Here is a 20,193-nt window from a genome sequence, read left to right as displayed (position 1 = left end):
CTTTTCCGGTAAAATGGATATGTTACCCCGCCTGTGGAGGCGCGGGCATAACTCTGAGAAGGAGTACTCTCATGGCAGCAATGAAGCCTCGTACGGGGGACGGCCCCCTGGAAGTCAGTGCTGAAGGTCGCGGCATCGTCATGCGGATTCCCACGGAAGGGGGCGGGCGTCTCGTCATCGAGATGACTCCGGACGAAGCTACGGAACTCGCCAGAGCGCTCGGCGCAGCCATCTGATCCAATACATAGAAGCGGTGGGACAGGTTCTCCTGTCCCACCGCTTCCTTGTTGTCTGTGGGCTCAGCGCTTGACCGCGACCGCCAGGCCGTCGCCGACGGGCAGCAGTGCGGGCACGAACTCCTCGGAGTCGCGCAGGTAGTTGATGACCTCGCGCGCGACAACGGTGTGCGCGTCGCGACGAGCCGGATCGGCAACCTGATCGTGCCACAGCGCGTGCACGAAGGCGATCGTGCCACCGGGGCGCAGGATACGGACGGCGTGATCGAGGTACTGCGGGGTCTCCTCCAGGTCACCGTCGAGAACGACCATGTCGTAACCGCGAGCGGCCATGCGCGGCAGAACATCGAGGGCACGCCCGGCGATCAAGCGCGTGCGGTGGGAGGACAGTCCCGCTGCGGCGAAGTTGCGACGCGCATGCCCCAAGAGCTCGGACTCGGAGTCAATCGTCGTCAGGACGCCATCGGAGGCCATACCATCGAGGATCCACAGCCCCGAGACGCCGGCACCGGTACCGATCTCGAGGATGGCGCGTGCCCCCGACACCGCGGCGAGCATGCGCAGGGCCGCACCCGTCCCCGGGGAGACAGGAGTGGCACCCATTTCCGTGGCGACGGCGCGTGCGGCGGTCAGCGCGTCGCTCTCCGCAACATAGTCCTCGGTGTACACCCACGTCTGGGCCTTGTCCGCCATCGCCTTGATCCTCACGTCGTATTGGTCGCCTCGGCGAGAGGCACGCACGCGCTGCGCCCTCCCCACGCATCAGCGTACAGGCGGCGTGACGTCAGGGCGCGGTGGCACTCCGATTCCCAGCGAAAACAGCGCGTGACGAGCAGTCAAAACCCCGGCCTCGTCAGGTGGACGAGGCCGGGGAAGAGCACGCGGGCTCAGTGCTGGATGGGGGAGACGCCCAGGGGGCGGCCCGCCAACCCGCGATGGGCCGAGGAGAGCTGCTTGGCGAGGGCCGTCAGCTCCTCGGCGGCGGGACCGGAGGCGACGGAGACGGGCTCGCCGCGGTCGCCGCCCTCGCGCAGTGCGATATCGAGGGGTACCTGAGCGAGCAGCGGCACGGAGTAGCCGAGCTGGGCGGTCAGGCGCTGCGAAACGGACTCGCCGCCGCCCGCGCCGAAGATCTCCAGACGCGAGCCGTCGGGCTGAGGCAGGAAGGACATGTTTTCGACGACGCCGATGACCTTCTGGTTCGTCTGGGCGGCGATCGAACCGGCGCGCTCGGCGACCTCAGCGGCCGCGACCTGCGGGGTCGTCACCACGAGGATCTCCGAGTTCGGCAGCAGCTGCGCGATCGAGATCGCGACGTCGCCCGTGCCCGGAGGCATATCGATGAGCAGAACGTCGAGGTCACCCCAGAACACGTCCGCGAGGAACTGCTGGAGCGCGCGATGCAGCATGGGGCCGCGCCAGATGACGGCCTGGCCGTCGGGCACGAACATGCCGATCGAAATGACCTTAACGCCGCCGGCGCCCACGGGCGGGATCATCATGCCGTCGATGACCTGCGGGTCGTGGTCCACGCCGAGCATACGAGGAATCGAGAAGCCGTAGATGTCCGCGTCCATGACGCCGACCTTGAGGCCCTGCGTGGCGAGCGCGGCGGCCAGGTTCGCGGTCATGGAGGACTTGCCGACGCCGCCCTTGCCGGAGGTCACGGCGATGACGCGCGTGAGGGAGTCGGGGCGTGAGAAGGGAATCTCGCGCTCGGGACGACCGCCGTTGAGCTTCTCACGCAGGGCCTTCTTCTGAGCGTCGTCCATGACGCCCATCTCGACGGAAACGCTGTCGACGCCGTCAAGGGCGCCGACACGCTCGGTGACATCCTTCGTGATCTGGGTGCGCAGAGGACACCCAGCCGTGGTGAGCAGGACCTTGATCGCGACGGACGAGCCGTCGATGGTGACCAGGTCGGGGGTCACCATGTTCAGGTCGGTGATGGGGCGGCGGATCTCGGGGTCGATGACCTCACCGAGAGCCGCCATGACGGAATCAAGCGTGACTGGCATGGACTCCACTCTACTGGCCGGTGTGCCCATCTTCTAGGGGACGAAGGGCTTCGTCGGACTCGTGATCGCTCTCTGTCTCATCCTCATGCGCCGAGGCGTTGGCAGCGTCCGCGGCGATCTCGGCGCGCAGGTCCTCGAGCATGTCGCGCAGTTCGGAGCGCACGAAGTCGCGCGTGGCGACGTCCTGGAGGGCCAGGCGCAGGCCTGCGATCTCGCGGGCGAGGTACTCGGTGTCGGCGAGGTTACGCTCGGCGCGAATGCGGTCCTGTTCGGCCACGACGCGGTCGCGGGCATCCTGGCGGTTCTGCGCGAGCATAATCAGCGGGGCCGAGTACGAGGCCTGGGTCGAGAACGCGAGGTTCAACAGGATGAAGGGGTAGGGGTCCCAGGCGGCCTTCTCGCTAATTCCCGCGAGGATAAGGTTCGCGCTGATCCAGGCGACGACGAAGATCGTCATGTAGAGGACGAACTTGGGCGAACCCATGAAGCGGGCGGTGGCCTCGGCGAAGCGGCCGAAACCGTCGCCGCTACCGGAGGAGCGGCGGAAGAAAGACCGACGCTTGTCGAGGGGATTATCCAGACGATCAGCCATCGATGCTCCTTGCCATCATGCGGTCGGTCACGTCGTCGTCGAAGTCTCGCCAGTCCTCGGGCAGCAGCTCGTCGAGGACGTCATCGACCGAGACGGCACCGTGCAGGTGCCCGTCCTCATCGACGACGGGCAGGACGGTCAGGTTGTAGGTTGCGAGCAGACGCGTCACGGTCGCGATGTGCGCGTTGGGGTCCACGGACTCGATGTCGCGGTCCAGGATCGTCCCCAGGAGCGTCTGTGGGGGCTCGCGCAGCGCGCGCTGGATGTGGACCATGCCCAGGTACTGGCCGGTCGGCGTCTCCTGGGGCGGGCGTGCGATGAAGGCGACGGTCGCGATCGAGGCCGGGATGTCCTCGCGTCGCACGGCTGCGAGCATCTGCGCGACGGTCGCGTTGGGACCGAAAATGACGGGCTCGGTGGTCATGAGCGAACCCGCTGTCGACTCGTCGTAGGTCATGAGTCGACGCACGTCCTCGGCCTCTTCGGGCTCCATGAGGGCCAGCAGGGACTGCGCTTGTGCCTCCGGCAGCTCCGCGACGAGGTCCGCCGCGTCGTCGGGCTGCATGACGTCCAGAACGTCGGCGGCTCGGGCGGCTTCCAGCGCGGAGACGATCGCGATACGGTCGTCGTTGCCCAGCTCCTCGAGCACGTCTGCCAGACGGGCATCCGTCAGCTGCATGGCGACCGCCATCTTGCGGTCCTGGGGGAGCGTGTGCATGAAGTCCGCCAGGTCCGCGGGGCGCATGTCCTCCGTGTACTGCACGAGTGCGGTCGCCGCCTGGTTGGAGTCGGTCTTGAGCAGGCCGGAGACCTCGGACACGTCCACGGTGAGGGTCTCGCCGCTGCGCGTGAAACCGAGGGAGGACGTGCGCACGCGCTGGACGTGCAGGGTGGAGATCACCCAGTCCTTGGGGCGGCGCTGGCGCATCGCGACGTCGAGGATACGCACCTGCCCCGAGCCGTCGTTCATCGTGACGACGCGGTCGAAGAGCTCGGAGAGCACGAGCGTCTCGATGGGACGCTGCGTGAACGAACGGATGTTGAGCAGGCCCGTCGTAATGACCGACCCAGACTCGATTGAGGTCACGCGGGTCAGCGGCAGGAAGACGCGTTTACGCGGGCCGACCTCGACGACGAAGCCGATGACGTTGGCTTCAGATTTCAGCCGAAAGATGACAACGACATCGTGAATCTTGCCGACCTGGTCGCCCAAAGGGTCGAAAACACTAGTGCCAGCGAGCTTCCCGATGTAAACGCGGCGGCCCTTGGTGCCTAGTTCAATAGATGCAATGCTCACCCTTACATCTTAGGCTGGTGACCACAGATGCGTACTGATGAGCCGGTCGCCGCATGAACAATGCGTTCCATGCCACCGAGGCCGGGGACGAAGGAGAAGAAATGGCTGTCGTGACGGACCCGCAGATGCCCACGGGCACGGAGGTGGCTTCCTACCAGACCTACGCCCAGGCGCGTGCGGCCGTTGATTTCCTGTCGGACGCCGGCTTCGACGTTTCCGCGATCACGATTGTTGGCTCCGATCTGCACCTCGTCGAGCGCGTCAAAGGACGCCTGACGATTGCCCGCGCGTCCCTCTCGGGTGCCTCCAGCGGCGGCCTGTGGGGAGCCCTGGGCGGCATGCTCATGTCCGCTGGCCAGAGCGCGGGCGGCACGGGAACGTGGGTCGCTGGCGGCATCATCGTCGGTGCCCTGATCGGCATGGCTCTGTCCGCTCTGTCCTTCATCGTTCGCGGACGCAGCCGCGACCTTGTGTCCTCCCAGCAGGTTGTCGCGCAGCGCTACGCGGTCCTGGCCTCGGCCGACATCGACCGCGCCTATCAGATCCTGCAGCGCACCCCCGGAAACCGTGCGCGCGTCGTGCGCCCGCGCAGCGAGCAGGCGCGCCCGAAGAAGGATTCCGTCGGTTTCTTCCCCGATGGCCGCCCCCGCTTCGGCGCGGCGACCAAGGACGGGGAGGTGCCCGGGGGCTCGCCCGACACCGATGCGCACGAGGCCGTGGCCACGCCTTCCGCGCCCGAGTCGCCAGCGCCCGCGGTGACCACCCCCGAGAGCGCGCCCGCCGCACGCGAGGACGCCCCGGCCTCGTCCCGAGAGGACCAGACCGAGGCGTAACCTCAGCGTCTTCGCGTGGCTCAGCGGGACTGAACGCGCGTGATCCACTCCTCGACGTCGGCGATCGTACGCGGAATGTCCTCGGAGATGCGCGTGACGGTGCCGTCGGCGTTCACCACGACGTCGTCCTCGATGCGCACGCCGATGCCCCGGTATTCCTCGGGGATCAGCAGGTCGTCGGCGCGGAAGTACAGGCCCGGCTCGATCGTGAAGACCATGCCCGGCTCCAGCAGCGCGCCCTGGTAGAGCTCCGCGCGCGCCTTCGCGCAGTCGTGCACGTCCAGGCCCAGGTGGTGGCTGGTGCCGTGCGGCATCCAGCGGCGGTGCTGCTGGCCCTCGGGGGACAGCGACTCTTCCGGGGTGACGGGCAGGATGCCCCACTCATGCAGGCGGGCGGCGATGACTCTCATGGCCGCGTCGTGCACGTCCTTGAAGCGGCAGCCCGGCTCGTTCGCGCGTGCCAGGGCGGCCTCGCAGGCGTCGAGGACGGCCTGGTAGACGCGGGCCTGGACCTCGGTGAAACGGCCGTTGACGGGCAGCGTGCGCGTGATGTCGGCCGTGTAGAGGGAGTCGACCTCGACGCCGGCGTCAACGAGCACGAGGTCCCCGTCGCGTACCTCGCCGTCGTTGTCGATCCAGTGCAGGGTGTTCGCGTGGTTACCGGACGCCGCAATGGTCTCATAGCCCAGGCCATTGCCCTCTTCGCGGGCGTTGGCAGCGAAAGCGCCCTCGATGACGCGCTCGCCACGGCGATGCCCCACGGCGCGCGGCAGGACGCGGATGATGTCCTCGAAGCCGGCCTTGGTGACCTCGACCGCGCGGATCATCTCCTCGAGTTCGAAGGCGTCCTTGATGAGGCGGATCTCCGAGAGATGTTCTTCGAGGGCCTCGTCCTCCTTGCGCGCATCCTCTCCCGCGGGCAGCGAAGCCTGCGTGCGCACCTCGTTCACCATGGCCTCGACGCATCCATCCACGCCGCGCACGATGCGCAGCTGCACGGTCCCGGCGTCCTTTGCCAGCACGTCGCGCAGCGTGTCGATGTGGCGGGTCTCCAGGCCGGTCTGCGCGCTGACCTCTTCGAGCGAGGGGCGCGCGCCCACCCAGAATTCGCCGTAGCGCGGATCCGCGTAGAACTCCTTGGAGGAACGCGAGGCGCGGGGCTTAAAGAAGAGCAGGGGAGTGTGCGTGCCATCCTCGTTCGGCTCCAGCACCAGGACGGTGTCCGGCTCCTTCTCGCCGCCCAGGCCCGACAGGTGCGCGAAGGCGGAGTGCGCGCGGAAACGGTAGTCGCAGTCGTTCGAGCGGACCTTGTAGGGCCCCGCGGGCACGACGAGGCGCTCGCCCGGGAAGGGGGCACCGGCCTTGAGGGCGCGGTCGGTCAGGAAGTCGGCGACGCGTTCGCGCTCGGGCAGCTCGGAGGGGCGAGGCCCCCACCCGGTGCCAATGAAGTCGCGGAAGGCAGAGGACTGAGGCTGGCGGGATCGGTTTTGGCCGCGGTCGGCCATGGACTGGGACGCTTCTTCACTCATGGTCACTATTCTACGGCCGCTTCGTCCCGGGGGAGGACCCGATGGTCATGACAAACCCCGGCCTCGTTCCCAGGTCGCGCGGTGGGCGCTGGGACGAGGCCGGGGCAGGTCAGGTAGGAGAGGATCAGTCCTGGAGGGTGAGCTCTCCTGCGATGGACAGGTCCATCCAGCGCTTGAAGTCCGCGCCGCGCTTGCCCTGCGAGAGCAGGAAGACGGTCTTGGCGTAGAGGGCCTCGAGCGTCATGTCGTGCGCGCCGATCGCGCCCAGCTGCGCGAGGGCGTTGCCGGCCTCGTAGTGGCCGAGCATGACCTCGGACTGGTAGCACTGGGAGGCGACGATGATCGGCACATCCGCGTTGGCGAGCTCGGTCAGGACATCCACCAGGCCCGGCTCGGACGCGGGGATGTTACCCACGCCGAAGGTGCGCAGGATGACCGCATCGGGGTGGGGCGTCGTCATCGCGCGCAGCCGTGCGGCGCTCATACCGGGAACCACGTCGATGACGGCGACATCCTGGCGCGTGTACGGGCTGGGATCGGTCCAGCCGGTACCCGGATGGGGAGCGCCGTACCAGCGCCAGGGGGCACCCGTGCGTGCCATCGGGGACACGGAGGGCGACTCGAAGCCGCGGAAGGCCCACGACGAGGTCTTCGTGGCGCGGTTGCCCGCCAGGAGCTTGTGGCCGAAGAACAGCATGACCCCGCGAGCGCGCGGCGAAATCGCTGCGCGTAGCGCACCCGTGACGTTCGCCGACGCGTCCGAGCCGACGACACCGAGCGGGTACTGGGAGCCGGTCAGGACGACGGGCTTGCCCATGCTCACCAGCGCGTAGGACAGGGCCGCGGCCGAGTAAGCCATCGTGTCCGTGCCGTGCAGGACCAAGAAGGCGTCTGCTTCGTCGGCGTGCGCGTTAATGTCGTCGATGATGGCCTGCCAGTCCTCGGGGGTAGCCTCCGAGGAGTCGATGAGCGGGTCCAGCGTCGACATGGAAATGTTCGACGCCAGCTCGATGCCCTCCAGCTGGGATCCAAACCACCCCTGCAGGTCAGCGCCGGGGCGCAGCCCCTCGGGGGAATCGACCATGCCGATGGTTCCACCTGCATACGTGACGTGAAGACGCACGGTCAGTCCTTTCGATCAGTCGCCCGACACCAGGGTCTCGTCACCCTGGAGCGAGGCGGCGGCCTCGTCGGTCAGGTTGCCGACGCGCCCGCGCACGAAGTACCAGCCGGCGACCATGAGGACGACGACCACACCGAAGAGTGCGAGGGTTGCGCGGCCTTCAAAGGTCATGACGTTCGAGCCGACGACCACCGCGAAGAAGAGCAGCGCCAGGTAGTTGGTGTAGGGGGCACCGGGCATACGGAACGAGGGACGCTCCGCCTCGCCGCGCTTGACCTTGCGCAGGAATGCCAGGTGCGAGATGAGGATCATCGCCCAGGTGCCGGCGATGCCGATGCCCGCCAGGTTCATGACGATGTCGAATGCGCTTTGAGGAACGAAGGCGTTGAGCACGACGCCCAGCAGGCCGAGCGACGCGGTGATGATGATGCCGCCGTAGGGCACGTGGTTCTTGTTCAGACGCGACGCGAAGCGCGGGCCTTCACCCACGAGCGCCATCGAACGCAGCGTGCGACCGGTCGCGTACAGGCCGGCGTTCAGCGAGGACAGGGCGGCGGTCAGGACGACGACCTGCATGATGTCAGCTGCGTGGGGCACGCCGATGCCGGAGAAGAACGTCGTGAAGGGGGACTCGTCGCCAGAGTAGGCGGTGTAGGGCAGCGCGAATGCGAAGAGTGTTACGGAGCCGACGTAGAAGAAGAAAATGCGGATGACCATCGAGTTGATGGCCTTGGGCAGAATTGTCGCGGCGTTCTTGGCCTCGCCGGCCGCGACGCCCACCATCTCGGTGCCGCCGAAGGCGAAGACGACGCCCAGGGTCAGGGCGAAGACAACGGGCAGAGAGGCGGGGAACCAGCCGCCGGACTCGGCAATGTTGTGCACACCCGCGGAGTAATCGCCGACGGGCGCCTGCGTGAGGATTGCCCAGATGGCGACGCCCATGAAGATAAGGATCGTGGCGACCTTGATCAGCGCGAACCAGAACTCAGCCTCGCCGAAGGCCTTGACGCTGAGCATGTTCAGGACGAACACGAGGGCCAGCGCGATGAGGGCGATGACCCACTGGGGGACCGCCTTGAACATATTCCAGTAGTGCATGTAGACGGCGACCGCGGTGATGTCAGCCATGACGGTGACCGCCCAGTCCAGGAAGAAGAACCAGCCGGTGACGAACGCGCCCTTCTCGCCCAGGAACTCGCGGGCGTAGGACACGAACGCGCCCGACGAGGGGCGACGGACCGCCAGCTCGCCGAGGGCGCGGACCATCAGGAACGCGAAGACGCCACACACCGCATAGGACAGCGCAAGCACAGGGCCGCCCTGAGCCAGACGGCCGCCAGCACCCAGGAACAGACCGGTGCCAATCGAGCCGCCGATGGCGATCATCTGGATGTGTCGGTTTTTCAGAGCCTTGTTGTACCCGGCATCTCCCGCGTCGGTCGCGGTGGACACCTGGGTCTGATCCTTGTCAGACACGCATGTACTCCAATCGGTGTTGAGGGAGGCCAAACGGCCGTGTGATGTCAGTTTCCTACAGTCGGCAGCTGATCGCTGCAGGTGATCCGGTGGCCACCATCGTGTGGGCCGCGGTGAGAGAACGTGCAGAAAACACGGTCAAGATCGGGCAAAAACCGGTTTTTTGACGAGGCACGACGGCGCTCGTGGGGGCGTCTCTCGTGCGCGGTTGTGTGATGGGATTAATGGGGTAATCTCAAATGGTGAAGCGAATTGACCCCCATACTCATAGCGCGTATTCCGATGGGACGGATACGCCCGCGCAGCTCCTGGCGATCGCCGCGCAGGCCGGGCTGGACGCCATCGCGCTGACCGATCACGATACGACGGCGGGATGGGACGAGGCCGCAGCTGCCGTCTCGAGCACCGGCGTGAGCCTCATCCGTGGTGCTGAGATGTCGTGTTCGTCCTCGGGGATCACCGTGCACCTGCTGGCCTACCTTTTCGACCCGACCAGCCCCGGCCTCGTCGATAATTTCCGTCGGACCCGCGAGGACCGCGAGACGCGCGCCGCGCGCATGGTGGAGAACCTGAGCGCGGACTACCCGATCACGTGGGAGGACGTCCTTTCCTTCGCGCCCGAGGGCGGGCCTGTGGGGCGTCCGCACATCGCTGACGCGCTCGTCGCCGCCGGTGCTTTCCCTGACCGTAGCGCCGCCTTCGTGCATGCCCTGCACCCGTCGGGTCCGTACTACGTGCACCACTGGGCGCCCGACCCGGTCGAGGCCGTGCGCTGCGTGCGCGAGGCCGGGGGAGTGCCCGTCCTCGCCCACCCCCGTGCGCGCAAGCGCCAGCGGCTCCTTCCCGAGGCCGTCATCGCCGAGATGGCCCAGGCGGGCCTCTTCGGCATCGAGCGCGACCACCGCGACCACGCGCCCGAGGACCGCGCCGACGTCGAGCGCATGGCCCGGGAGATGGGCCTGGCGATGTTCGGCTCCTCCGACTACCACGGGACGGGCAAGCCGAACCGCATCGGCGAAAATACGACGGACCCGCAGGTCATCGCGGAGGTTGTCGCGCAGGGCTGCATTGAGGTGGTCGAGCCGTGAGTCTCTTCGACGTCACCCTCTTCGCGACCGCCTTCGCGACGCTGACGGTCATTATGGACCCCGTCGGCACCGTCCCGATCTTCCTGGGGCTCACCTCGCGCTTTACGCAGCCGAAGCAGCGTCGCGCCGCCGTCCAAGCCACGCTGGTCTCCTTCGGTGTCATCCTGACGTTCGCGATCCTCGGCGGGCAGATCCTGCGCCTCCTGCATATTTCTATGGAGGCCCTGCAGCTCTCAGGCGGCGTCCTGCTCTTCCTGGTCGCTATGGAACTCCTCATGGGTACCGACTCGTCGACGCCGGATACGGGGGACGAGGGCGTGAACGTCGCGCTCGTGCCGCTGGGGACGCCGCTCCTGGCGGGGCCCGGCTCGATCGTCGCGGTCATGGTGGCCGTCGGGCAGGCCGGCACCAACGTCGGCTCGTGGATTGCGGTCATTGTCGCCGTTGTCCTGGCCCATGTCGTCATGTGGCTCACCATGCGTTTTTCCCTGGTGGTCTCCAGATTCCTGGGGCCCGGCGGCATCATGTTGCTGACAAAGATCTCTGGTCTGCTGCTGGCAGCCATTGCGACGCAGCTCATCATGGAGGGAATCTTCCAGTTCATCGCGGCTGCTCACCTGGGCTGACCTGGGCATTTTCATGTTGTTTCGAGCCCGTCAAGCTCCCGTGTCACTGTGGTATGCGACGCGCCGAGGGGTGATTTGCGAAAATCTGTGCGTATCGGTCAGGAAGTGTTGTAGGGTGGGGGAGAACGCCGTGACACGACACGGCCTGCACTGGTCAGGGTCACGCATTCATCCCTCACCACATCCGTACCAGGAGTAACAATGAAGAAGACGACCTCGTCTCTGCTCGCCGCGACTGCGGCGCTCGGCCTGATCGCTGCCTCGGCTGGTGTTGCTTTCGCCGCCGAGACCCCCGTCACCGAGCAGCCCTCGACCCCGGCTACCGAGGCCCCCTCCACCGAGACCCCCTCGACCCCGGCCACCGAGGATCCGGCCCCCGAGCCCTCGACCCCGGCCACCGAGGACCCGGCCCCCGAGCCCTCCACCCCGGCCGACAACAACACCGGTGGCTCCGCTGAGACCCCGACCCCCTCCAACGATTCTCCGGCTCCCGCCCCCGTCGCCGATCAGGGTGGCGCAGGCGCGGCCTCCGGCCCCGTCGGCAACGCTGGCGTCTCCACCCGCGGCCAGATCGCGACCGGCAATGGCCCGGCCCCCGTTTCCGCTCGTGGCGGCATCCGCAACACGAACGCCCCGGCTTCGTCCGGCGCCCAGGGTGGGGCTGCCCCGACCCTGGCGAACACCGGTTCTGCCGCTTCGATCGCCGCTGGCGCTGGCGTCATCGCACTGGCTGGTGGCGTGACCCTCGTGATTGCTCGCAAGCGTCACTGAGGCGTCCTCGCCTGACAAGCATCGCGGGCCCGCTCGATAAGAGCGGGCCCGCGTTTTGTCTAGTTTGCGCAGATCGACGATGATTTGTGCACAAATGTGCACCTAAGAACCCCGAATTTGCACCGAAAGATACCCGTTTCGCCTTGATTTGATGCGTGCGTCACAGGCACAATGGAAGTACCGAAAGTCACCATGAATTGAGCCCTCATGTTGAACCGGTGATGGAAAGTGGCACCGCTCCATCGAGGGGTGCCACTTTCCTGTATGCGCCCCTGCGGGCAGTGCCCCCGCAGGGGCGCTCCCTGTCGCCCGTGTCCGGGTCTGGTCGCCGAGTCGAGTGCTGTGCCTGGCATCTTTTGTGATGTTGTATCCGGGTGGCGTCTGGTGCCGGGCGATGCGATCTGTTGGAACGGATCTTTCGTGACAGGACCGTTGTCGTCACGTGGGACGAGTCTGGGTGGCCTGTGGTGCCCTCTAGCCTGTGAATCGCGTGTCTTGATGCAGCTGTTATCGCATGTCAGTGTGACGCACGACGAGCTGGGTGGGTCTTTAGTCATAGGGGGTCTCGTGGTGGTGTAGTCGGTCACGTGGGCGGGGGTGGTGAATCTCCCAGAGGGGATTCACAACGGGGAATTAGCTGCAGGTATCGGTAATCTCTAAGGTGAGGCCCGCCCCCTACCTGGGGTTCGCTGCGAGGCGAGAGGGCACAGATACAAAAAAGGAAATCGTATGACGCTGGATCTGACGCAGTCGCTGCCCTCTCATGTGCGTGCGACCTCTGGACGCCCCGTTGAAGATTCGACCCTGATGGAGGTGTGGCAGGGCCTGTCCGCCGCAATCGTCGATCAGATCGCGGATAACTGGGCCGCCACCACGGAGCGTTACGCCAAGGGCCGTCAGGAACACTACTTCTCCGCCGAGTTCCTCATGGGCCGAGCCCTGCTCAACAACCTGTCGAACCTCGGCCTCGTCGAGAAGGCTCGCGAAGCCCTCGCCGCCTACGGCCTCGACCTCGGTCAGGTCCTCGAAGAGGAGCCGGACGCCGCCCTCGGTAACGGTGGCCTCGGCCGCCTTGCCGCCTGCTTCCTGGACTCCTGCGCCACCCTCGACCTGCCCGTGCGTGGCTACGGCATCCTGTACCGCTACGGCCTGTTCAAGCAGCTCTTCGACAACGGCTTCCAGACCGAGCATCCGGACCCGTGGATGGAGGAGGGCTACCCCTTCGTCACCCGCCGCGAAGAGCGCTCCCGCATCGTCTCCTACGCCGACCTGACCGTGCGCGCCGTCCCCTACGACATTGCGATCACCGGCTACGGCACCAAGAACGTGGGTACCCTGCGCCTGTGGAAGGCCGAGCCCATCGAGGAATTCGACTACGACGCCTTCAACTCCCAGCGCTTCACCGACGCAATCATCGACCGTGAGCGCACCATGGACATCTCCCGAGTCCTGTACCCCAACGACACCACGTTCGAGGGCAAGGTCCTGCGTGTGCGTCAGCAGTACTTCTTCTGCTCCGCCTCGCTGCAGGAGATCGTCGAGAACTACGTGCGTCACCACGGCACCGACCTGAATGGCTTCGCCGAGTACAACGCCGTCCAGCTCAACGACACCCACCCGGTCCTGGCTATCCCCGAGCTCATGCGTATCCTCATGGATGAGCACGGCCTCGGCTGGGAAGAGGCCTGGGCGGTCGTCTCCAAGACCTTCGCCTACACGAACCACACGGTTCTGGCTGAGGCCCTCGAGACCTGGGATATTCACATCTTCGACCGCCTGTTCCCGCGCATCGCCGAGATCGTGCGCGAGATCGACCGCCGCTTCCGCATCGACATGGCCGAGCGCGGCCTCGACCAGGGCACCATCGACTACATGGCCCCCGTCTCGGGCAACACCGTGCGCATGGCCTGGATTGCCTGCTACGCGTCCTACTCCATCAACGGCGTCGCCGCCCTCCACACGGAGATCATCAAGCGCGACACCCTCAAGGAGTGGTACGCCATCTGGCCCGAGCGCTTCAACAACAAGACCAACGGCGTGACCCCGCGCCGCTGGCTCAAGCAGTGCAACCCCCGTCTGGCCGCCCTCCTCGACGAGGTCACCGGTTCCGACGCGTGGGTCCGTGACCTCACCGTGCTCTCCGGCTTCACCGAGGCCGGCACCGACGACGTGCTCACGCGCCTGGGCGAGATCAAGCACGCCAACAAGGTCGACTTCGCCGCGTGGATCAAGGAGCGCGAGGGCGTCGAGATCGACCCCGACTCGATCTTCGACGTTCAGATCAAGCGTCTGCACGAGTACAAGCGTCAGCTGCTCAACGCCTTCTACGTCCTGGACCTGTACTTCCGCATGAAGGACGATCCGACGCTGGACACCCCCAACCGCGTGTTCATCTTCGGTGCGAAGGCTGCCCCCGGCTACATCCGCGCCAAGGCCATCATCAAGCTCATCAACGCCATTGCGGAGCTGGTGAACAATGACGAGGACATCAATGGCCGCATCAAGGTCGTCTTCGTCCACAACTACAACGTCTCGCCCGCTGAGCACATCATCCCCGCCGCCGACGTCTCCGAGCAGATCTCGATGGCTGGTAAGGAAGCCTCGGGCACGTCCAACATGAAGTTCATGATGAACGGCGCGCTCACCCTGGGCACGCTGGATGGCGCGAACGTTGAGATTCTCGAGGCCGTGGGTGCGGACAATGCCTACATCTTCGGTGCGACCGACGATGAGCTGCCTGAGCTGCGTCGCCACTACGACCCCCGTTGGCACTACGAGAACGTCCCCGGCCTCAAGCGCGTCATCGACGCCCTGATCGACGGTACGCTCAATGACAACAACTCCGGCTGGTTCCACGACATCCGCCACTCGATCCTCGAGGGTGGATACGACCCGGCCGACGTGTACTACGTCCTGGGCGACTTCGCCTCCTACCGCGAGACCAAGGATCGCATGGCCGCCGATTACCGCGACCAGAAGGCCTGGAATAAGCGTGTGTGGGCGAACATCTCCCGCTCCGGCCGCTTCTCCTCGGACCGCACGATCTCCGACTACGCTCGCGAGGTCTGGCACATCGAGGGTGAGCCGATCGACTGACGCAATCGCGTAGGGGAGGCCCGGAACCGCATGGTTCCGGGCCTCCCTTGTTGCGTGAAGACATGTGGTTGTATCGGTCTGTGAACCAACTGTATTAGTGGGTTGACACAGTTAGGCATCTGTGTCATTGTATTAGTGTATTAATACAGCAAGACAGGAGGGACACATCGATGCGCATCGATGACACCCGCCCCATCTGGATCCAGCTGGCCGACAGCTTCCGCGCCCGTATCACCGACGGCACGTGGAAGCCTGGCCAGAAGATCCCCTCCGTCCGCGACCTCGCCATCGAGGCCGGCACCAACCCCAACACCGTCCAACGAGCCCTCGCCGCTCTCGACGACGAAGGACTCACCGTCCCCAAACGGACGGCCGGACGATACGTCGCCACCGACGACACCGCGCTGCGCACCCTCCGCCAGGAGGACGCCCGCGCCGCGGCCGACGCATTCATCCGCGCCTGCCGAGCCCTCGGCGTCGATGTTGAAGGTGCCCACGGCCTCGTCGATGAACGCTGGAATGCGGACCTGTAAACCAGGAGGAACTACTCTCATGACCACCCAACCCACAGGCGCGAGCGCGGCTGGCGCCGGCCTCGTCGAGGTCACCGGCCTGACGAAGAGCTACCGCTCGACCCCAGCCCTGCGCGACTACAACCTGAGCCTCGAGTCTGGCCACATCGTCGGCCTCATGGGCCCCAATGGCTGCGGCAAGACCACGCTGCTCAAGATCCTCGCCGGTGTCCTCTCCGACTACGAGGGAACCGTGACCATCGACGGGCACGCACCCGGCGTCGCCACCAAGGCGATCGTCTCCTACCTGCCCGACGCCGACTTCCTGAACACCGACTGGACCGCTGCGGACGCCATCCGCGTCTACTCCACGTTCTTTGCTGACTTCGACGCCGACAAGGCCGCCTCGATGATCAACTTCTTCGGCCTGCCCACCGACCGCCGCCTCAGTGAGATGAGCAAGGGCATGGGGGAGAAGCTCCAGATCAGCCTCATCATGTCCCGGCGCGCCCGCGTGTACCTGCTCGACGAGCCCATCAGCGGCGTCGACCCGGCGACGCGCGACGTCATCCTCGACGGCATCCTGCGCGAATTTGACCCCGCCTCACTGCTCATCATGTCCACCCACCTCATCTCCGACATCGAGCACTTCGTCGACTACGCGCTCTTCATGAAGGACGGACAGGTCCTCCTGCAAGGCGACGCCGACGACCTGCGGGCCACCCACGGCGATTCCCTCGACGCCATCTTCCGGAAGGAGTACCGCTGATGTACGCCAAACTGCTAGCCTACGAAATCCGGTCGCGCGCCGTGGCGGATGCGCGCTCCTTCGGGGCGTTTATCGCTGTGATCGCGGTTGCCTCGGGAATCGTCGCCGCGGGGCTGCCGGGGATCAGCGGCTCCACCGCGGTGCTCGCCTACGCGCTGTGCGCGCTCACGCCGGTCGCCTGCGCGATCGCGGCCCTGGCCGACTACTGGAAGACCCTCTACGGGCAGCGCGGCTACTTCACGATGAGCCTGCCAATCTCCGGAAAGGTCATCTTCTGGGCGAAGAACACCCGCATCGCGATCGAGTGCCTCCTGGCCCTCGCCCTGGCCGTCGGCGGAATCCTCGCCGTCGCGTCGGCCGCCGCGTGGAGCGACGGCATCAGCCTCGCGGAGTACACGGCCGGACCGCGTTCGCTCGTGGCCGGAATGCCCACCTTGACCGTGGTCCTCATGATCGCCGCGCAGCTCATCCTTGCGATGTCGTGGGTCGTGCAGGCCTGCGCCGCTATGACGATCGGCGCGGAAGGACGCTTCAATCATATGGGTTTCGGCGCGCCCATCATCGGTTTCGTGCTGGTGTATATCGTCAACCAGGTGCTTTCCGCGGTTGGCACGTTCTTCCTTCCGCTGTCCGTCACGACTGACGGCCACTTCTCCACCGAGATCATGTGGGCCTCGTACCGGGCGACGATGGGAACCGACGGCCACCCGAACGTCATCGGCATCGGCTCCTATGTCCTCGTGCCCCTGTTCGCCCTGATCCTGGGCGCGTGGGCCTCCCGCTCGATCGAGAAGCACACGTCCTTGCGCTGATGGCGTGATGCGCTGAGGGGTAGTCGGCGGTGGGATAGGGTTATTGCATCCGATCCCGCCGCCGACTTGTCTGTGAGGAGCGCTTATGACCGCTGGAGGGCCGCAGTTTAGCGCCACGCCCCAGAACCCCGACCTGCTGCGGTGGATCGGCATTCAGGTCCTGCTTCTTGTCTTGGCTTGGGTGATTGGTATGGTCGTGCGGCGCCTCCTGGCCTCGCGCATGACGATGTCCACGGCCTCGGCGACCCTCACCGGCCTCGGGGGCCTGTGGGGTGGCCTGCTGGTCGCAGGCTGGATCTTCTCCTCCTCCGACATGTGGCGCCCCGCGATGATTGGTGTGGCCGCGGCGGTGGCCCTCGTCGTGGTCGTCATCGTCTCCCTGATCGTCGCGTACCTGCACCCGCGCCCCGGCCTCGAGCCCATCGCCGAGGTTGCCAAGCGCGGCGAATCCGACTCCCTCGAATTCAAGTCGAGCGCCCGCTGGAACATGCGCGTCGGCAAGCGCGACGACGCCATGGAAACCGTCATTGCGAAGACGGTCGCCGCGTTCATGAACTCCGGCGGCGGCACCCTGCTCATCGGCGTGGACGACGACGGGCGACTCATCGGGCTGGGCCCCGACTACGCGACCCTCAAGACACCGGACGCCGACCGCTTCGAGCTGTGGATCCGCGACCTGTGGGGCCAGCGCCTGGGGACCAACGCGGCCGCGCTGCCGCTGCTTGACTTCGCCGAGGCCTCGGACCCCCAGGAGGGCTACGGGCCCCAGGAGGTATGCCGGGTGACGATCCCGCCGTCCATGCGCCCCGTGTACCTGAAGGGCCCCAAGGGCAAGGGTGAGGCCGAGCTGTGGGTGCGCGTCGGCAACTCGACGCGGCACCTCGAGGTCGCCGACGCCGTGCAGTACGTGGCCGCGCGCTGGCCCGAATCCGTGCGCGTCTCGCCCCTGACTCGCATCCGCCTGTTCCTCGCCATGAGCCGCCACCGCGACACCCCCACCCGCCTGCCGCGCGTCGTCGAGCGCGTGCTCACGGAGCGCGCGAAGCACGGTGTCGGGTCGTCTGAGGGGGAGTAGGTCCGCGGTTAGACTGGCGCCAGGAACTCAGAGAGGAGAGTGGTGGGTGTGAGCCTGCGCAAGACCCTGCCCGCGGACATCGAGCAGATCATCGCCTCCGGTGACGTCGAGGCCGTCGCGCGCGCGGTCGCGCGCTGCGAGATCGGCGCGTACCTTCGGGGGGCCGTCTACGAGCCGAGGCTCATGCACTTCCCGGCCTCCGAGGAGATCACGGACTTCCTGTTGGCCCGCGGCGAGGACATCAACTCGCGTGACCGGTATCAGCGCACTCCCATTCACGCGCGCGTGCGGTCGCGGCGCCTCGATCAGATCCCGCTGTTGATTGCTCGCGGAGGCGACATTAACGCGCGCGATACCTCCGACCAGACGGCGCTGTTCGGCGTCGTCGAGCGTTTTCCCGTTGCCGACGTGTCGCGGATGATCTCGTGGGGCGCGGATCCGCTGGTTGTTGCCGACTCGCGGGTCTACGGGAAGGCGACGCTTGTCGAGAACGTGGTGTCCTGGCACAACTTCCTGGACGCCCCGCGCGCACTCGCGGTGATTCGGTTGCTTCTGTCCGTTGGGGCACCTGTCGGCGAGCGTGTGCCGACCGCGCTGCGGGCCATGGACCGGATGCGCTGCACGTTCATCACGCACGGGCTGCCGGACCACCTTTCGCAGTCGCAGGTCGACGAGGCCTCGGCTGCGTTGGCGGAGCTGTGCGCCATGTTCGGGGTGGAGCAGCGCCAGGCGCAACGCGCGCCTGTCGTGGGGGAGCGGCTTACCTTCGACGCGGGTGCGACGCCAACCCAGATGTTTAGCCGACTCTGGGACCAGCTGGTCCCAGACAGTGGCCAGTGTCAGACGCTGCAGGGCGAGGTCATCCGCATTGCGGGGCGGGTCGGCCACGAGGTGTACGACAACGGTGGCATCAACTGGGATCGCTCTTTCGGGAAGCTGCTGGACCAGTATCTGACTGTCGTGCGTTCGGGCCTGCCGATGCCGCCTGCCGCCGTGGCTCGGGCCGAGGCCGCCGTCGCCTCCCTCAAGTCCCGTTCGATGTCCTACCAGGCCGTCGACGACATCACGGAGCTGGCGGTGGCGTGGGTGCGCTTAAACCCTGTTCTTGTGGAGGCGAATCTGCCCGACGTGGGGCGGTGAGCAACGGGGCGGGCTTCAGAGTGTAAAGTGCGCCGCGGTACACTGGGCGAATGGGTAAACGAATTCTTGGGTGGCTGCGTCAACGGCGAGTTGCAGTGATGTATGGAGTGTTATGGTGTTTCTCGCTTGGATTAATTGCAGTATTTTTCCGCAAAACTCTCACTGCTATTTCGCATCGTGCTGATGGGGAGATTGCTGAAGCCTGCGTGTTGATGTACGTGACTTCTGTTGTTCTCAGTGCGACTTGTTGTTTTTTTGGATTGTCGATTCGTCGGGGGCGGCGGCGTCTTTGTGTCACGATGCAATTGCTGGTATTTACTATATTTCTAGTAATATACCGCATCGTTTTTGATGTGCTTGGTGGAGAGAGCCTTGCGTTTTCTATCGGAGCATCTACTTTAGGACTTGTATCGGTTTATGAAGCATTCTTTATATGGGCGCTTTTCGTTGTAGGAGCTGGGCTTCAAATTACCTTCATTTCTAATGAAGCTCGACGTCCTGAAATGAATATGCTTCACGGTGGTGTTCTTATTATTGTGGGAATCCTGCTTCCGAAAATGCTTGATTCCTATTCACTGCTTCGTGCTCACTGCTACGAGGTGCAATGTGGCGAAGGTGAGCTCGGTAGTATCGTGCTGTTTGAAATGGCTGTCTCCTACGCTGCTGCTCTAGCTGTAATGTTCGTGTTTGGGATCGTCTCTCCTTCTATTCGTACTTCTATACGCAAGTTGTCTGGCGAAAGTGAGTGTGAAGGTGTGACACATTCTGATGCTTCCCCACATCACTGTGATCGTCCCGTCTCTTTTAGTACAGAAAAGGAATCACTTGATAAGTGTATTGATGGATGTGAACCTAGAACTGACTCCTCGCCCGTAAGTTTGCAAGTTCCTCCTGATGTTGTCGATGATCTGACTAAGTCTGTTGGGTCGGACGAAGTATCAGTTGTAGCGAGCAAGACGGCAGATTATTCCAGTGGTTTGAGTAGCGTTGCTGCGCCCGCGCGGCTGATGGGTGCTGCTGTCAGTGGCCTCGTCGCCGGCGCGTGTTTCTTGGTCGCGAGCGGTCTCTTCGGTCGTCGTTGACTCGTCTCTCGTGTTGTCGCTGATGCTCTAGCGCTGAGTCCATAGCTGAGCTGTCGCAGACAGAGTTCATGGCGCGCATGCTTCCCCACAAATGTCGCATGCAATTCCCTTCCTGATG

At 65.4% G+C, this 20,193-nt stretch carries 19 protein-coding genes; 12 read left to right on the top strand and 7 right to left on the bottom strand.

The features are described from left to right. The first annotated feature begins 71 nt into the window (after positions 1–71). Positions 72–236: a DUF3117 domain-containing protein gene (locus tag O3656_RS02685; protein ID WP_500062516.1), complete on the top strand. Its 165-nt coding sequence runs from the start codon at positions 72–74 to the stop codon at positions 234–236. 63 nt (positions 237–299) lie between these two features. Here O3656_RS02685 and O3656_RS02680 read toward each other — a convergent pair whose 3' ends face one another. From O3656_RS02680 to O3656_RS02665, 4 genes are all read right to left on the bottom strand, one after another. Then, on the bottom strand, positions 300–929 hold the full coding sequence (locus O3656_RS02680) for an O-methyltransferase (RefSeq protein WP_500062589.1): 630 nt from the start codon (positions 927–929) through the stop codon (positions 300–302). Between the two features lie 194 nt (positions 930–1,123). Continuing rightward, on the bottom strand, positions 1,124–2,254 hold the full coding sequence (locus tag O3656_RS02675; protein ID WP_500062515.1) for an Mrp/NBP35 family ATP-binding protein: 1,131 nt from the start codon (positions 2,252–2,254) through the stop codon (positions 1,124–1,126). Positions 2,255–2,264: 10 nt separating this feature from the next. Further along, positions 2,265–2,846 (bottom strand): DUF1003 domain-containing protein, encoded by a 582-nt coding sequence (locus tag O3656_RS02670; RefSeq protein ID WP_500062514.1) that lies wholly within the window; start codon positions 2,844–2,846, stop codon positions 2,265–2,267. Continuing rightward, entirely contained in the window at positions 2,839–4,143 is a 1,305-nt protein-coding gene (locus O3656_RS02665; protein ID WP_500062513.1) for a magnesium transporter MgtE N-terminal domain-containing protein, read from the bottom strand. Before O3656_RS02665 ends, O3656_RS02670 begins: the two co-directional genes overlap by 8 nt. 101 nt (positions 4,144–4,244) lie before the next feature. Here O3656_RS02665 and O3656_RS02660 point away from each other — a divergent pair, with 101 nt between their 5' ends. After that, a complete protein-coding gene (locus tag O3656_RS02660; RefSeq protein WP_500062512.1) occupies positions 4,245–4,976 on the top strand; it encodes a YflT domain-containing protein in 732 nt (243 codons plus the stop codon). Between the two features lie 20 nt (positions 4,977–4,996). On the opposite strand, the gene O3656_RS02655 is transcribed toward O3656_RS02660, so the two are convergent. From O3656_RS02655 to O3656_RS02645, 3 genes are all read right to left on the bottom strand, one after another. Beyond that, a complete protein-coding gene (locus O3656_RS02655; RefSeq protein ID WP_500062511.1) occupies positions 4,997–6,505 on the bottom strand; it encodes an aminopeptidase P family protein in 1,509 nt (502 codons plus the stop codon). Positions 6,506–6,629: 124 nt separating this feature from the next. Further along, positions 6,630–7,628: an asparaginase gene (locus O3656_RS02650; protein WP_500062510.1), complete on the bottom strand. Its 999-nt coding sequence runs from the start codon at positions 7,626–7,628 to the stop codon at positions 6,630–6,632. A gap of 15 nt (positions 7,629–7,643) precedes the next feature. Continuing rightward, on the bottom strand, positions 7,644–9,104 hold the full coding sequence (locus O3656_RS02645) for an amino acid permease (RefSeq protein ID WP_500062509.1): 1,461 nt from the start codon (positions 9,102–9,104) through the stop codon (positions 7,644–7,646). A gap of 239 nt (positions 9,105–9,343) precedes the next feature. On the opposite strand from O3656_RS02645, the gene O3656_RS02640 reads away from it, so the two are divergent. The 10 genes from O3656_RS02640 to O3656_RS02595 all read left to right on the top strand — a co-directional run bounded on the left by O3656_RS02640 (position 9,344) and on the right by O3656_RS02595 (position 20,075). After that, positions 9,344–10,192 (top strand): PHP domain-containing protein, encoded by an 849-nt coding sequence (locus O3656_RS02640; RefSeq protein WP_500062508.1) that lies wholly within the window; start codon positions 9,344–9,346, stop codon positions 10,190–10,192. Beyond that, positions 10,189–10,818 (top strand): MarC family protein, encoded by a 630-nt coding sequence (locus tag O3656_RS02635; RefSeq protein WP_500062507.1) that lies wholly within the window; start codon positions 10,189–10,191, stop codon positions 10,816–10,818. The genes O3656_RS02640 and O3656_RS02635 overlap by 4 nt, the downstream gene beginning before the upstream one ends. 201 nt (positions 10,819–11,019) lie before the next feature. Beyond that, positions 11,020–11,589 (top strand): LPXTG cell wall anchor domain-containing protein, encoded by a 570-nt coding sequence (locus O3656_RS02630; protein WP_500062506.1) that lies wholly within the window; start codon positions 11,020–11,022, stop codon positions 11,587–11,589. A gap of 729 nt (positions 11,590–12,318) precedes the next feature. After that, positions 12,319–14,685: a glycogen/starch/alpha-glucan phosphorylase gene (locus O3656_RS02625; protein ID WP_500062505.1), complete on the top strand. Its 2,367-nt coding sequence runs from the start codon at positions 12,319–12,321 to the stop codon at positions 14,683–14,685. A gap of 170 nt (positions 14,686–14,855) precedes the next feature. Beyond that, a complete protein-coding gene (locus tag O3656_RS02620) occupies positions 14,856–15,218 on the top strand; it encodes a GntR family transcriptional regulator (protein WP_500062504.1) in 363 nt (120 codons plus the stop codon). 19 nt (positions 15,219–15,237) lie between these two features. Beyond that, positions 15,238–15,966 carry an ABC transporter ATP-binding protein gene (locus O3656_RS02615; RefSeq protein WP_500062503.1) on the top strand — a complete coding sequence of 243 codons (729 nt, stop codon included), beginning with the start codon at positions 15,238–15,240 and terminating at the stop codon, positions 15,964–15,966. Continuing rightward, positions 15,966–16,778, top strand: coding sequence for a hypothetical protein (locus O3656_RS02610; RefSeq protein ID WP_500062502.1), 813 nt, complete (start codon positions 15,966–15,968; stop codon positions 16,776–16,778). Before O3656_RS02615 ends, O3656_RS02610 begins: the two co-directional genes overlap by 1 nt. A gap of 85 nt (positions 16,779–16,863) precedes the next feature. Next, the gene (locus O3656_RS02605; RefSeq protein ID WP_500062501.1) at positions 16,864–17,853 is read left to right on the top strand and encodes an AlbA family DNA-binding domain-containing protein; all 990 of its coding nucleotides are present in this window, start codon (positions 16,864–16,866) and stop codon (positions 17,851–17,853) included. A gap of 48 nt (positions 17,854–17,901) precedes the next feature. Then, entirely contained in the window at positions 17,902–18,993 is a 1,092-nt protein-coding gene (locus tag O3656_RS02600; RefSeq protein ID WP_500062500.1) for an ankyrin repeat domain-containing protein, read from the top strand. 50 nt (positions 18,994–19,043) lie between these two features. Beyond that, positions 19,044–20,075 carry a hypothetical protein gene (locus O3656_RS02595; protein WP_500062499.1) on the top strand — a complete coding sequence of 344 codons (1,032 nt, stop codon included), beginning with the start codon at positions 19,044–19,046 and terminating at the stop codon, positions 20,073–20,075. Positions 20,076–20,193 lie beyond the last annotated feature (118 nt).

This window comes from Pauljensenia sp. 27098_8_83 (genome assembly GCF_041432695.1).
Taxonomy (GTDB): domain Bacteria; phylum Actinomycetota; class Actinomycetes; order Actinomycetales; family Actinomycetaceae; genus Pauljensenia.
This window is presented reverse-complemented; position numbering and strand designations above follow the sequence as displayed.